The sequence below is a fragment of the Burkholderia sp. SIMBA_062 genome (assembly GCF_046534765.1).
Classification (GTDB): domain Bacteria; phylum Pseudomonadota; class Gammaproteobacteria; order Burkholderiales; family Burkholderiaceae; genus Burkholderia; species Burkholderia ambifaria.
The window spans coordinates 246,347-258,281 of sequence record NZ_JAWRYD010000007.1 but is presented as its reverse complement, the minus strand read 5'-3'; the positions used below and the strand labels follow the sequence as shown (position 1 = coordinate 258,281).

Annotated in this window: 16 protein-coding genes; 9 read left to right on the top strand and 7 right to left on the bottom strand. The window is 65.8% G+C overall.

Annotated elements, in window-relative coordinates; translation table 11 throughout:
- Nucleotides 1-321: 321 nt before the first annotated feature.
- Genes SB786_RS10365 through SB786_RS10355 form a run of 3 tightly spaced genes read left to right on the top strand, consistent with a single transcriptional unit; the run spans nt 322 to nt 1,943 of the window.
- Entirely contained in the window at nt 322-882 is a 561-nt protein-coding gene (locus tag SB786_RS10365; RefSeq protein ID WP_410727377.1) for a hypothetical protein, read from the top strand.
- A gap of 28 nt (nt 883-910) precedes the next feature.
- A complete protein-coding gene (locus SB786_RS10360) occupies nt 911-1,531 on the top strand; it encodes a M35 family metallo-endopeptidase (protein ID WP_410727376.1) in 621 nt (206 codons plus the stop codon).
- A complete protein-coding gene (locus tag SB786_RS10355) occupies nt 1,431-1,943 on the top strand; it encodes an OmpA family protein (RefSeq protein WP_410727375.1) in 513 nt (170 codons plus the stop codon). The genes SB786_RS10360 and SB786_RS10355 overlap by 101 nt, the downstream gene beginning before the upstream one ends.
- A 74-nt stretch (nt 1,944-2,017) precedes the next feature.
- Here the strand turns inward: SB786_RS10355 and SB786_RS10350 are convergent, their stop codons facing one another.
- The 3 genes from SB786_RS10350 to SB786_RS10340 form a co-directional block, all read right to left on the bottom strand.
- Nucleotides 2,018-3,166, bottom strand: a complete 1,149-nt coding sequence (locus SB786_RS10350; protein WP_410727374.1) for a WD40/YVTN/BNR-like repeat-containing protein — start codon at nt 3,164-3,166, stop codon at nt 2,018-2,020.
- A 56-nt stretch (nt 3,167-3,222) separates the two neighbouring features.
- Nucleotides 3,223-3,492, bottom strand: coding sequence for a MoaD/ThiS family protein (locus SB786_RS10345; protein ID WP_006749905.1), 270 nt, complete (start codon nt 3,490-3,492; stop codon nt 3,223-3,225).
- A gap of 140 nt (nt 3,493-3,632) precedes the next feature.
- A complete protein-coding gene (locus SB786_RS10340; RefSeq protein WP_410727373.1) occupies nt 3,633-4,031 on the bottom strand; it encodes a nuclear transport factor 2 family protein in 399 nt (132 codons plus the stop codon).
- A gap of 78 nt (nt 4,032-4,109) precedes the next feature.
- Between SB786_RS10340 and SB786_RS10335 the strand changes: the two genes are divergently transcribed.
- Complete coding sequence (locus SB786_RS10335; protein WP_410727372.1) at nt 4,110-5,051, top strand: LysR substrate-binding domain-containing protein; 942 nt, start codon at nt 4,110-4,112, stop codon at nt 5,049-5,051.
- Between the two features lie 28 nt (nt 5,052-5,079).
- On the opposite strand, the gene SB786_RS10330 is transcribed toward SB786_RS10335, so the two are convergent.
- Nucleotides 5,080-5,769 carry an aspartyl/asparaginyl beta-hydroxylase domain-containing protein gene (locus tag SB786_RS10330; protein WP_410727371.1) on the bottom strand — a complete coding sequence of 230 codons (690 nt, stop codon included), beginning with the start codon at nt 5,767-5,769 and terminating at the stop codon, nt 5,080-5,082.
- A 204-nt stretch (nt 5,770-5,973) separates the two neighbouring features.
- Here SB786_RS10330 and SB786_RS10325 point away from each other — a divergent pair, with 204 nt between their 5' ends.
- Nucleotides 5,974-6,318: a DUF4148 domain-containing protein gene (locus SB786_RS10325; RefSeq protein ID WP_410727370.1), complete on the top strand. Its 345-nt coding sequence runs from the start codon at nt 5,974-5,976 to the stop codon at nt 6,316-6,318.
- Nucleotides 6,319-6,389: 71 nt separating this feature from the next.
- Nucleotides 6,390-6,668 carry a DUF4148 domain-containing protein gene (locus SB786_RS10320; protein ID WP_410727369.1) on the top strand — a complete coding sequence of 93 codons (279 nt, stop codon included), beginning with the start codon at nt 6,390-6,392 and terminating at the stop codon, nt 6,666-6,668.
- A 209-nt stretch (nt 6,669-6,877) separates the two neighbouring features.
- On the opposite strand, the gene SB786_RS10315 is transcribed toward SB786_RS10320, so the two are convergent.
- Complete coding sequence (locus tag SB786_RS10315) at nt 6,878-7,405, bottom strand: cytochrome b (RefSeq protein WP_410727368.1); 528 nt, start codon at nt 7,403-7,405, stop codon at nt 6,878-6,880.
- A gap of 112 nt (nt 7,406-7,517) precedes the next feature.
- Between SB786_RS10315 and SB786_RS10310 the strand changes: the two genes are divergently transcribed.
- The 3 genes from SB786_RS10310 to SB786_RS10300 all read left to right on the top strand — a co-directional run bounded on the left by SB786_RS10310 (nt 7,518) and on the right by SB786_RS10300 (nt 10,068).
- The gene (locus SB786_RS10310) at nt 7,518-7,667 is read left to right on the top strand and encodes a hypothetical protein (protein WP_410727367.1); all 150 of its coding nucleotides are present in this window, start codon (nt 7,518-7,520) and stop codon (nt 7,665-7,667) included.
- Nucleotides 7,668-7,813: 146 nt separating this feature from the next.
- Nucleotides 7,814-8,983 carry a bacteriohopanetetrol glucosamine biosynthesis glycosyltransferase HpnI gene (gene hpnI / locus SB786_RS10305; RefSeq protein WP_410727366.1) on the top strand — a complete coding sequence of 390 codons (1,170 nt, stop codon included), beginning with the start codon at nt 7,814-7,816 and terminating at the stop codon, nt 8,981-8,983.
- Nucleotides 8,980-10,068 (top strand): lysylphosphatidylglycerol synthase domain-containing protein, encoded by a 1,089-nt coding sequence (locus SB786_RS10300; protein WP_410727365.1) that lies wholly within the window; start codon nt 8,980-8,982, stop codon nt 10,066-10,068. Before hpnI ends, SB786_RS10300 begins: the two co-directional genes overlap by 4 nt.
- Before the next feature lie 45 nt (nt 10,069-10,113).
- Here the strand turns inward: SB786_RS10300 and denD are convergent, their stop codons facing one another.
- Together denD and otnI are read right to left on the bottom strand one after the other, a co-directional pair.
- Nucleotides 10,114-11,085 carry a D-erythronate dehydrogenase gene (denD, locus tag SB786_RS10295; RefSeq protein ID WP_410727364.1) on the bottom strand — a complete coding sequence of 324 codons (972 nt, stop codon included), beginning with the start codon at nt 11,083-11,085 and terminating at the stop codon, nt 10,114-10,116.
- Nucleotides 11,086-11,112: 27 nt separating this feature from the next.
- Entirely contained in the window at nt 11,113-11,889 is a 777-nt protein-coding gene (gene otnI, locus SB786_RS10290) for a 2-oxo-tetronate isomerase (RefSeq protein WP_410727363.1), read from the bottom strand.
- Nucleotides 11,890-11,935 lie beyond the last annotated feature (46 nt).

The following is an 11,935-nucleotide window of genomic DNA, read 5'->3' as shown; positions in this document are numbered from 1 at the left end:
GTGTTCTACAACCGCAGTCGTCGTCATTCGTCGCTCGGCTTTGTTTCTCCGGAGCGGTTCCTTCGGGACTGGATCAAAGCTCAGCAGACCAAGGACGCCGCGGCATAACTCGGGACCGTTGGAAGGCGAAAAACCGTGGGAACCTCAAACCACACCAATATTGCGAAGGAGAGTCAGGATGTCACCCAAGAAGAAGGTGCCGACGCATTTTCATTCCGTTGTCAGCTCGTGTGCCGAGTGCGCCAGACACGGGGATACTCCCAATAGAGAACGGATGGTGGTGAGGCTTGCCGTCGCACGCGGCGAGTCGGGCGATTGCGCATGATCCGCTATTTCCTTGCACGAGGTGATCGAGGCGGCAGCGCGACGATTATGGAGGGGCTGCCGACCGTTACCTGTTCCAATCCGGCGCCGCGCGTGCATATTGCGACGCTCGATATGAAAACCTACTGCACCGCTTGCGGGCAGAAGGGTTTTATTGCCCCGAAAGGGCCGCGAAGGCCAGGAACCGGACCAAACGGCAAACCGTGGGCGTTGAGCGGTGACATCAACGTCTGTGGTTGCAATCCGCCGCCGGTGTTCTATGCCGAGCGCGGCATGAGGATGTTGTTTACGGCCGACGAAGCAGCGGCGTTCACCGGGCAGATCCGCAATCAGACCGAGTCTGCATCGACGGCCAGCGATCAGCATGACGAGCAGTATGTCTTGTGCGACGATCGGAGCGGGCGTCCGCTTGCACACGTTCGGTACCGCATACGCACAATGTCAGGCCAGATTTTCAGTGGCGTCACTGATCTCGACGGAAACACTCGGCGAATAACGACGCGTGGGGCCGAGAAACTCAGGCTCGAGGTCGTGGAGGACAGTAGCGATGCCCCGTGACGAATACGTATGCGTCCACGATTCAGCCGTGACGAATACCGTGCGCAACTCCAAGCTCAAAGTTTTCCTTACGCTCAGCGGGCCGCCAATCTGTCCGGGCATGACCGACGCGGAGTTCAGAAAGCTGATGATGGAGCTTCGCGACGAGGGGGCCGATTTGGTAAAGGAGCGGCTCAAACGACTGGCCGAATGGGCGCCTGACGAACGGAGCCGTGTCTGGACGTGGTTTGGCGCCAATGATCATCAGGTCCGTCATCGCCTTGTCACTGGACTGACGTCGACCCTTGCTGTCATGCGGGCACTCGGTCCCGGGAATTTCCTGAGGGCTCGTCCCGATCTGGACAGATCACTTGGATGCTTGCCTACCAATAAGCATGTCGGCACTGTTGCGCACGTATGCGGCCCCGACACTGAAACGCATACAATAAGCATTTACGAGGAATTTTGTACGATTCGCGATCGAAGTCGGGCGGCTACCTCGAAGTTGTCAACCATTATCCACGAATGCACTCATTTCAAGGATACGTTCGGGGCTGGCGATCCAAAGTATGGAATCACGCGATTTCTTCCCGAATGGGGGCAAAATAATCCTGAGATGGCAATCAAAAATGCGGACAGTATTTCGGCGTACGTTATCTGGCTTGATTAGCGGCGTAATCTTGTTGTGTCTGGCTGAAAATTCGTACGCTTGCGATGGGTCGGAGAATTTGCCAGGGCAAAATTTTGATCTGATGTTTGACCGGGATTCTGCCATGGTGAGCGAAGAGCAAGCGAGGAAGCTGAAGGGTTGGGTATCGACGATGCTGTCGCAGTTTCCGGTTCGCGAAGGCGTAGCCGTGAGCGGGGTAGCCGAGCCTGTGGAAATCCATCCGGAAGAGCTGTCTGCGAGGCGTGCCGAGTCCGCTCGCCGGTTGTTGGTGCATTTCGGGATGAAACAGGAGCGCTACGCTGTTCATGCTTATGTTTATAAACGCTTGAGTATTCATGACCATGAAAATGCCAAACGCGCTGAAATAACATTGCTGCCTGGCTGTCCCGACAATTGTTGCATGAACAAATGATGCGCATCGCGGCGCAGGGGGGTGGTGTGTCCCGGCCGCGAAGCTTGCCTCGAGCGCACGTCGTTCTCCGTTCGCTACCCGAAACGCACACAATACACTGGCGGCAAATGCGCGGATACCTGCCGCCAGTTCTCGCCGCCGTCACCGGAAGTCCATAACCCGCCCGTCGTCGACGCCATCGCGAGGCGCGTGCCGGTGTCATCCACCGCGAGCCCGTGCCGATACACGAGGTCATAGGCCGGTGCAGGCGGCAACCCGTTCGACAGGCTCTCGAAACTGCGGCCGCCGTCGCGCGTGCGCGTGACGACGAACCGGCCGTTCACCGGAATCCGGCACGCATCCTTCACGGCCGGTACGAACCACGCGGTGTCGGGATCCGCCGGATGCACGGCGACCGCGAAGCCGAAGCTCGACGGCTGCGCTTCGATGCGCTGCCAGTGCGCGGCGCCGTCGGTCGAGCGGAAGATCGCGCAATGATGCTGGGTCCACAGCACATCGGGATTGGCCGCGCACTGCACGACGCGATGCGGATCCTGCACGTTGGGCTCGCCGCGCCGCTCGGGCGGCATGTAATCGGCTTCCATGCCGTCGGCGCTGACGCGCCAGGTCGCGCCGCCGTCGAAGGTCTGCCATACGCCGCCGCACGAGATGCCGATCGTCACGTGCCGGCTGTCGCGCGGATCGACCATCACCGAATGGATGCCCGGCGCGTCGTAGCCGCCGCCGAACCATTCGGGGCGCTCCGGGCGGTCCCACAATGCGCGGTTGAGCTCCCACGAATCGCCGCCGTCGCCGGAGCGGAACAGCCCGCCCGGTATCGTGCCGGCCCACAGTACGCCCGGCTCGTCGGCGCCGCCGGCTTCGAGCGACCAGATCTGCTGAAGTGTCCACGGCGGCCGGGGTGGGGCGGGCGCTTCGTCGCCCGCGTCGGCGTCGCCGGCATGTGCGCCGACGTTCGCGCGCAGCGCGTCGGCGGGCTGCGGCGGATACACCGGAACCGCGCATTCTTCCCATTCGGCCGCGCCGGCCCGCCGGCGATGCAGCTTGACGCCGAAATGGCCGAGGTTGAGCGCCGCATACAGCGCGCCGTCGCGCGGATCGGCCAGCGCCATGCTGACCGGTTCGCCGATGAAGTGCGGCTCGCCGAGCGACCAGCCGCCGTTGCCGTCGGCATGCAGCACGAACAGGCCCTTGCGGGTCGCGACGAGCAGTCGATCGTTCATGTCGGGTGTCTCCTGTGCGCGCGATCGGGTGCTTGTTTCGGTGGCGATGCGTCCCTCTATCCGCCGGACAGCGCCTGCACGACATAGACGCGGCTCGCGTCGCCGAGCGCGTCGGACAGGTGTTGCCGGTCGCGCACCGGCTGGCCGTCGATGAACACCGACAGATGCTTTCTCAGCGCACCCTGGTCGTCGACGATGTAGCCGCGCAGCCGCGGCTGTTCGCCGAAGACGGTTTCAAGCGCTTCGCCGAGCGTCCGTGCGTCGATGTCGCGCTCGGGCGTGTCGATATGCCGCTGGATCGACGCCGCGAAGAAGAGGTGGGCCATGGCAGGGGCTGGCAGGAGCCGCGCAGGGGGACGGTCTGTAGTTTAGGCGATCGATCGGGCCGGCAGCGACATCGCCGTGCGGCCGGCGGCGATGTCGCGGTTGCTGCGCCGCGCAATGGCAAGTGCCCGCGCTTGCCCGGCTACGCGTACTTGTCGCCGACCGTGCTTCGGACCGGATGCGTGTCATAGACGATGATCATGCGCTCGATGCGCGCGTGCTCGTCGAATTCGAATACGTCGACGCACTCGAATTGCACCGCGGAGCCGTCTTTCAGTCCCCAGTCGTAGGTGAAATAGCCGGTGGCCCGACGTGCGCCCGTCGTGCTGACGCAGATGTCGATCGGCGTGATCCGGCTTTGTCCGGATGCCGCCGCGACTTTTTCGAAGAAGGGCTGCGGCGCCATCCAGCCGAGAAACGGCGAGAAGATTCGCGCGTCCGGCGTGAACAATGCACAGATCGCGGCGACGTCGCCGCGCTCGAGTGTCTTCAGGTAGGTATCGACCTGTCGCGTGTAAAGTGCGTCGGACGACGAAACCATGATATTTCTCCGCTGATTGTTGACGAGCCTTCCGCGACAGCCGTCGCGATTCGGTTCAACCACGATAGCGATGCCGCGATGACCGAACAAACGAAAAATCCGCAACCCGGGCATGCCGCCCGCGCATATCCGCTGGCGGAACTGACGCGCGCACTGCCGCCGCTCGCGGCGTTCCAGGCGTTTGTCGCCGCCGCGGAACTGGGCAGCTTCAACCGGGCCGCCGAGCATCTGTGTCGGACTCAAGGCGCGGTGAGCCGTCAGGTGCAGCAACTGGAAGCGCACTACCGATGTGCGTTGTTCGTCCGTCGCCCGTCGGGATTGACGTTGACCACGGAAGGCGGCGCGTTGCTGACGGTGGCCGTCGACGTACTCGCGCAACTGGCGCGACACGCTCACGCCCATGCGCATGCCGCGTCGACGCTGACGTTGCGGCTGCCTTCCACGTTCGCGATTCGCTGGCTGCTGCCGCGGCTGTCGGCGCTCAATCACGCGTTGCCGCGGACCGAACTGCGCATTCACACGTCGGCGGACGACACACCGGATTTCACCGACGCCGATTTCGATGCCATCGTCGTGCGCGGCACCGGCAGTTGGGCGGGCATGGTGGCGGTCCCGCTATTCGACGAATACCTGACGCCGATGTGTACGCGCGAGGTTGGCGCGTCGCTGCAGTCGGTCGCCGATCTCGCGCACGCGACGCTGCTGCATCCCGCGCGCAATCGCGACGAATGGCGATGCTGGCTCGACGCCGTGGGCGCCACGCAGATCGACCCGCGCAGCGGGCTCGTATTCGATACGCTCGAACTGACACTGACGGCCGCGGCCCAGGCGCACGGCGTCGCGATCGGCGATCCGCGCATGGCGGCGGATCGGCTGGCGGCCGGAACGCTGGTCGCGCCGTTTTCGGAGGTGGTGCGCAACGGTCTGGGCTACTACCTCGTGTACCCGGTGCAACGCGCCGCGCAACCCGCGATTCAGGCGCTCACGGAGGTCCTGACGCATCTTGCACGCGAGGATTGATCGCAACCTGCGTGCGTCGGGTGTCTTGCTAAACCGGAATCGACTGCCCGCGTATCCGGATTCCGAGCCGCACGATGCCGATCACCGCATTCGACAGCCACGTCAGCAAGCGCGGCATGCCGCGCCGGCGGATATCGAGCAGCAGCACGATCCGGACTTCGTCGCTGTCGTTCCACACTTCATGCACGAACGTGTCGTCCCACAGCAGGAAGCGGCCTTCGTCGAGCCGGTATTCGTGGCCGTCGACCTTCAGCACGGCGGCCGGCGTGCCGTCCGCGCGCTTCGGCATCGACAGCACCAGATAGCCGCGCAGGATGCCGCGGAACGGCCCGCGATGCGGCGGGATGTGCTTGGCGGGCGCGAGGAACGATAGCGACGCGGACAGGACGTCCGGCGACGCCGCGATGATCGATTCGACGGTCGGGCAGCGCGACAGGTTGCGCGGGAACGGCTGGCCGTAAGCCTGCATGATGAACATCCGCCAGTCGCGCGCATCGTTGGCCGAGATGTCGTGCTGCTCGCGCATGATCTCGTGAAAGCGCGGGATGCGCGGCAGGTCGCGCGCGACGTCGAGCGCTTCCGCGCGGATGACCGGCCACGCACGGATGAATCGCTCGGCATCGGGGAACGCGGCCGTGTCGAGCACCGCGCCACTATCGATATGGCGGTCGTACAGCGTGCGAAGCAGGCTGGCTGCAGAGTCGTAAGCAACGGACATGATCGAGGACCGATCCACAAGGTGTCGTCAGTCTGCCCCACACGCGGTGGGGCCGCATTACGTCAGGTTACGCCGGCTGACGAAAGAATGACAGTTCGGTGAACGTCCGGCGCAGGTGCCGCGGAATTCCGGGAATAAACGCACACCGGGCGCCGTCATACGGGATGTAGCACGTCGTCTCGTTGACTTTCGAAGGAGTGGAGCATGAACACGCATTGGCTGGTGGCCGCCACGGTGGCGGCGATTTCCGTCGCGGGTGTCGCGACGTCCGCGTCGGCCCAGGAACTGACGCGCGCGCAGGTCAGGCAGGAACTGATCGACGCCGAAAACAACGGGTTGCGCTTCGTGACCGACACGTCGTATCCGGCGGTGAGCCCGCTGTTCCAGCAGCAGGCCGAACAGATGCCGCGGCATCAGGCCGAGACCGCGGTCGGCCGCGATCCGGCGGCGGCTTCCGATGCGGGAAGGCCGGCGACGCTGCCGTCCCGTCCGCGCTCGGCCGCGTGCGTGGGCCCCGAGAGCTTCTGCACGCTCTATTTCGGAAGCTGACCTGAAGGCCCGCCGCGCCGGGTTCGACATTCACCACGCTTGATCGGCACGAAACATTGAAGGAGTTCATGATGAAAACTTGTATCGCAGTACTGATGATGATCGGCGCGATTTCCGGTCAGTCCGCATTCGCGCAATCGAATGCGCCGCTCACGCGTGCACAGGTTCGCGACGAGCTGATTCGTCTGGAAGCGGCGGGTTACGACCCGTCGAAGGGCGACGACGGCGAATATCCAGCGGACATTCAGGCCGCGCAGGCGAAGCTCGCCGAGCAGGATCACGCGAGGATGGCGGCTTCGGCCGCCGCGAATGCGCCGGCGTCCGTCATGCCGGCGCAGCTCGACAACTAGGTGTCGACGTGTACGTGTGTATCTTCAGGCCGTCGTGTTCGCGTGCCGGCAATACGCATGCCGTGCGCGGCGCGCGACCTGATCGAACCGCACGCACGGCCATGCCGTCGATCGCGCGCCGCTTCGCGCGGCGCCGCGATCACCTCGTCACGCGATTCCGATGCGTGCGCAGGTCGATCGCGGAATGTGCCGGGACGTGAGTGACGAGATTACCAGGGCATCATCCGCTGCATGACCTGGTCGCGCAGGACGAACCGATGCGCGATCGCGGCCGCGACGTGAAGGCACACACCACCGAACAGCACCCACGCGAGGATCCCGTGCACGTCGCCCATCGCGTGCCCGAATCCTGAGCCGGCTGCCGACAGTGCCGGCAACGGAATGACGCCGAACAGCGTCACGGCCCACGCGCGCGATGACGCGTTGATCCAGCCGAGCAACGGCACCGCGATCAGCAGCGCATAGAGCGCGGCATGCGTTGCGCCGGACAACGCACGCATCGTGGGCGACAGCTCGTCGGCGGGTGGACGGTGCGTCGCGCGCCAGAGCACGCGACAAGCCATCGCGGCGAGCAGCGCGGTGCCCACGATCAGGTGCGCGGCGATCAGCCCGACCGGGCGTGTGTCGCGATGCACGTCGGGCATCGTCCAGCCGATCGCGTACTGCGCGACGAGAAGCACGACGATGAGCCAGTGAAGAACGCGGGCGACTGCGTCATATCGGGCGGGCGTGGGCATGAAGGCTCCTGGCAAGCGGGGTGGCTGTATCTTCCGGCGGATTGTACGGCCGAATGCTTAACGAAACTTTAAGTGTGCGGCCGCACATCGATTGTGTCCCGTCGATCGAGCAATGGCGCGCCCCTTTGTCGATCGCCGCGCGGGCCCGCAGGTTGTACCCGAGGCATTTTTCACCACGATGACGTTGGATAAATCGGGCGTCGTCGCGATTGCGATCCTGTCGGATCGTAAGGTTGCCGGCGCCGTATTCGCCGAACGGTAGTCGTGTCATCTGATTGCGCGTAACGTCGGTTGGTCATCCTGCACATCCGACTCGATCACACTCGATCCGGCTGCGTGCGTGGTGAAACCGTGCGCGCGGGGCCGATACCGGCATTGCGGTCGCACGGACAACCTCGGGAGAGAGGCATGGAGTGGCTGCAGGTGGTACACGCGCTGGCCCGGGCGATGTCGCTCGTTTGCGGGTTGGGCGTGCTGCTGGGCATTGCCTACACGATCGCGGCCAGCGTGCTGGTCGGTCGGTTCTTTTCCCGCGCGGCGGCGATGCCGCGCGATTTTCCGGGTGTCACCGTCGCGAAGCCGTTGCACGGCGACGAATGGCACCTTGGTCAGCATCTCGAAAGCTTCTTCGTCCAGGATTATCCGGGGCCGGTTCAGCACCTGTTCGGCGTGCATGACGCGGGCGACGCCGCGCTCGAGGCTGTCGAGGCACTGCGCGTGCGCTATCCGGATGCCAACATCACGGTCGTCGCCGATGCCCGGCTGTACGGGCCCAATCGCAAGGTCGCCAATCTCGTGAACATGCTCGAACACGCGGAGCATTCGGTGCTCTGCCTTGCCGACAGCGACGTGGTGGTCGAGCGCGATTATTTGCGCGCCGTCGTCGGCGCGCTACAGGAGCCGGACGTCGGCATCGTGACGAGCGTGTATCGCGGCGTCGCGTCGCCGGGTTTCTGGCCCGGCGTTGCCGTCGCGATGACGAACTACCATTTCCTGCCGGGCGTGATCACCGGGCTCTTCATCGGTCGCGCGCGTCCGTGCTTCGGCCAGACGATCGCGATCACACGCGCGACGCTCGAACGCATCGGCGGCCTCACGCGTTTCGCGCATCACCTCGCCGAGGATCACGCGCTGGGTGAAGCGGTGCGGCAGATCGGGGCGCGGGTCGTGATTCCGCCGTTCGTCGTCGGGCATGCGTGTGTCGACGACACGTTCGCCAACCTGTACGCGCACGAATTGCGCTGGAGTTGCACGATCCGCGCGGCGGACCGGGTCGGTCATGCGGGTTCGGTGCTGATGCATCCGGTGCCGCTCGCGTTGCTGGCGCTGCTGCTGTCCGGCGGCACGGCGGCCGCCTGCGCGCTGACGGTGGCCGCGCTTGCCGCGCGGGCGCTGCTGATGGTGAGAACGGCGCGCGCGATCGGCGCGAGCCTGCGCGGCGCGCTCTGGTTGCCGTTCGTCGATCTGGTGCAGTTCCTGATCTTCGTGTCGAGCTTCTTCTCGTCGCATGTCATCTGGCGCGGCACGCGCTTTCGCGTCGACCGCGAGGGTTTGCTGTCGCCGGCGGGGAAACCATGACGCACGACACGCATTCCGACGATGAAGGCGCGGGGCGGGTGTCCACCTATCGCGACGCGCGGCTCCGGCATGCGGGACGCATCGCTGCATTCGCCGGGCTGGCCATCGCCGTATGGCTGATCTGGCGCGAGCATCCGTTGACGGTCCTGCACCGGCTGCAGGCCGCCGGTGCAGGGTTGCTGCTCGCCGCTCTGGTTCACGTGCTGCCGATGCTCGCCAATGCATGGGATTGGCGGATGCTGATCCGCGGCCGGCGCCGGCCCTCCTTCGCGACGATGCTGAAGCTGGTCTGGATTCGCGAATCGATCAACGGGCTGCTGCCGGTCGCGCGGATCGGCGGCGAACTCGTGTCGTTCAGCTTGCTGCGGCAGGCGGGCGTGCGCCCGGCGACCATCGTGGCGAGCCTCGTCGCCGACATGCAGTTGACGCTGATCAGCCAGCTGGTGTTCGCGCTGGTCGCGATCGGCTACGTGCTCGACCACGGTTCGTCCGATGCCGCGCGGGTGGCCGCGCAGCTCGCCATCGGGATGGCGGCGATGGTGCCCGTGCTGCTGCTGTCCGCACTGGTGCAGCACGCGCGGCCGTTCGAGCGGGCGATGCGTGCGCTCAATCGCATCACGAGCGGGAAGGTGGTGGCGCTGGTCGGCGAATCGGCGCGCACCGATCAGTCCATCCGGATGATCTGGCGCAGGACCGGTATCGTCGTGCGCTATCTCGCGATCTGGCAGACGCTGCAGTTCGCGGGGCATGCACTGGAACTCTGGTTCGCGCTGCGCTTCCTCGGCGCCGATCCGACGTTCGCGCAGGCGCTCGCGATCGAGGCGCTGATCCAGCTGCTGAGCAGCATCGCGTTCATGATGCCGGGCGGGCTGGGCGTACAGGAGGGCGGGTTCGTACTGATCGGCGGGCTGCTCGGCTTCGACGCGCCGACCTGTCTGGCGCTGGCCGGCGCGCGGCGCGTGCGCGATCTGCTGTTCTATCTGCCGGGTTTGCTGGCATGGCAGCACGCGGCTGGCGCGGCGCGCCCGCCGGGCGGGGCGAAGCGCGCATCGATGCGCGCCGGGGAGTCCGCCAGGCCGCGCTGACGCGGCCCGACGGTGCCTGCCGCGCGGGCGTCGGCGGCGCGGCCGTCAACGCCGTTCGTCGGCGATATGGCTGCGGATCACGTCCGCGAACGACGTGTCTCCCTTCAGCCCGAGCGCTTCCGCGCGCGTCGTGTCCCAGCGGCCCGGCCAACTGCCGACGATTTTCTCGACGCGTTCGTCCGGCGCATGGCGGATCAGCTTCACGACGTCGTCGCCCGCGACTTCGCGCAGCGCCGCGATCATCTCGTCGACCGACACCGACAGGCCGGGCAGGTTGATCACGCGCTTGTTGCCGAGCTTCTCGCCGTCGATTTCACAACCGGCGACGAGCGCTTCGATCGCGCCGCGCGGCGACAGCAGCCACAAGCGCGTCGAACCCGGCACCGGGCACACGCTTTCCTCGCCGTTCAGCGGCTCGCGAATGATGCCGCTCGCGAACGACGACGCGGCCGCGTTCGGGCGGCCCGGCCGCACGCTGATGGTCGGCAGTCGCAGCACGCGGCCGTCGACGAAGCCGCGCCGCGCGTAGTCGCACAGCAGCAGCTCGGCGATCGCCTTCTCCGCACCGTACGACGATTGCGGATTCAGCGCGGTGTCGTCCTGCACGATGTCGGGCAGCACGCCGCCGTAGACGGCCACCGAGCTCGTGAATACGACGCGCGGACGATGGCCGCGCGCGCGGCACACCTCGAGCAGCGTGCGCGACGCGTCGAGGTTGATCCGCATGCCGAGATCGAAATCGGCTTCGGCCTGCCCGCTGACGATCGCCGCGAGGTGGAAGATCGTGCCCGTCTGCGTGTCGATCGCGCTTTCGAGCACCGTGCGATCGGCGATGTCGCCGACGATCGACGTCACGCGCGCGTCGCCGAAATCGCTGCCTTCGACGACGTCGAGCAGCACCAGCTCGTCGATCCTGCCGGTCCGGCCGTCGGGGCCGGTCAGCTCGCCGCGCTCGAGCAGCTTGCGCGCGAGACGCTGGCCGAGAAAGCCGGCGCCGCCGGTGATCAGTACTTTCATGTTCGTTGCCCTCTTGGAATGCTTGGATTACAGATACGGCTTGAGCCAGCCGAGGCCTTCGGACGTGCCGGCCTTGGGGCGGTATTCGCAGCCGATCCAGCCGTCGTAGCCGAGCGCGTCGATCAGCGCGAACAGGTACGGATAGTTGAGCTCGCCGATATCCGGCTCGTGGCGCTCGGGCACGCCGGCGATCTGGATGTGGCCGATGCCCGCGAAATCGCGCTTGAGCTTCATCGCGAGGTCGCCCTCGACGATCTGGCAGTGATAGCAGTCGAACTGCACCTTCAGGTTCGGCGCGCCGACTTCCGCGCAGATCTCGTGCGCATCGTCCTGGCGGCTCAGGAAATAGCCGGGCATGTCGCGCTGGTTGATCGGCTCGATCAGGATCGTGATGCCGTGCGCGAAGGCGGCCTGCGCCGCATGCCGCAGGTTCGCCAGGTAGGTGTCGCGATGGCGCGCGCGGTCGGCGCCCGGCGCGACCATCCCGGCCATCACGTGCAGCTTCTTGTTGCCGAGCACGCGCGCATAGTCGAGCGCCCGGTCGATGCCGCGCCGGAACTCGTCCTCGCGGCCCGGCAGCGACGCGATCCCGCGCTCGCCGGCGGCCCAGTCGCCGGGCGGCGCGTTGAACAGCGCCTGCTCGAGGTTGTGCGCGTCGAGCTGCGCGCGGATGTCCTCGGCGGCGAAGTCATACGGGAACAGGTATTCGACGGCCTTGAAGCCATCGGAAGCGGCGGCGGCGAAGCGTTCGAGGAACGCGTGCTCGGTATACATCATCGAGAGGTTGGCGGCGAAGCGGGGCATGGCAGCGGTTCCTGTGAATGAATGGGGCGGGGCGCACGGCGCCCCG

Excerpts from the sequence above, each read along its gene's own strand:
- SB786_RS10365 (WP_410727377.1), top strand. The coding sequence starts at position 322 with ATGATCCGCTATTTCCTTGCACGAGGTGATCGAGGCGGCAGCGCGACG.
- SB786_RS10355 (WP_410727375.1), top strand. The coding sequence starts at position 1,431 with ATGGAATCACGCGATTTCTTCCCGAATGGGGGCAAAATAATCCTGAGA.
- SB786_RS10350 (WP_410727374.1), bottom strand. The coding sequence starts at position 3,166 with ATGAACGATCGACTGCTCGTCGCGACCCGCAAGGGCCTGTTCGTGCTG.
- SB786_RS10345 (WP_006749905.1), bottom strand. The coding sequence starts at position 3,492 with ATGGCCCACCTCTTCTTCGCGGCGTCGATCCAGCGGCATATCGACACG.
- SB786_RS10340 (WP_410727373.1), bottom strand. The coding sequence starts at position 4,031 with ATGGTTTCGTCGTCCGACGCACTTTACACGCGACAGGTCGATACCTAC.
- SB786_RS10335 (WP_410727372.1), top strand. The coding sequence starts at position 4,110 with ATGACCGAACAAACGAAAAATCCGCAACCCGGGCATGCCGCCCGCGCA.
- SB786_RS10330 (WP_410727371.1), bottom strand. The coding sequence starts at position 5,769 with ATGTCCGTTGCTTACGACTCTGCAGCCAGCCTGCTTCGCACGCTGTAC.
- SB786_RS10325 (WP_410727370.1), top strand. The coding sequence starts at position 5,974 with ATGAACACGCATTGGCTGGTGGCCGCCACGGTGGCGGCGATTTCCGTC.
- SB786_RS10320 (WP_410727369.1), top strand. The coding sequence starts at position 6,390 with ATGAAAACTTGTATCGCAGTACTGATGATGATCGGCGCGATTTCCGGT.
- SB786_RS10315 (WP_410727368.1), bottom strand. The coding sequence starts at position 7,405 with ATGCCCACGCCCGCCCGATATGACGCAGTCGCCCGCGTTCTTCACTGG.
- SB786_RS10310 (WP_410727367.1), top strand. The coding sequence starts at position 7,518 with ATGGCGCGCCCCTTTGTCGATCGCCGCGCGGGCCCGCAGGTTGTACCC.
- hpnI (WP_410727366.1), top strand. The coding sequence starts at position 7,814 with ATGGAGTGGCTGCAGGTGGTACACGCGCTGGCCCGGGCGATGTCGCTC.
- SB786_RS10300 (WP_410727365.1), top strand. The coding sequence starts at position 8,980 with ATGACGCACGACACGCATTCCGACGATGAAGGCGCGGGGCGGGTGTCC.
- denD (WP_410727364.1), bottom strand. The coding sequence starts at position 11,085 with ATGAAAGTACTGATCACCGGCGGCGCCGGCTTTCTCGGCCAGCGTCTC.
- otnI (WP_410727363.1), bottom strand. The coding sequence starts at position 11,889 with ATGCCCCGCTTCGCCGCCAACCTCTCGATGATGTATACCGAGCACGCG.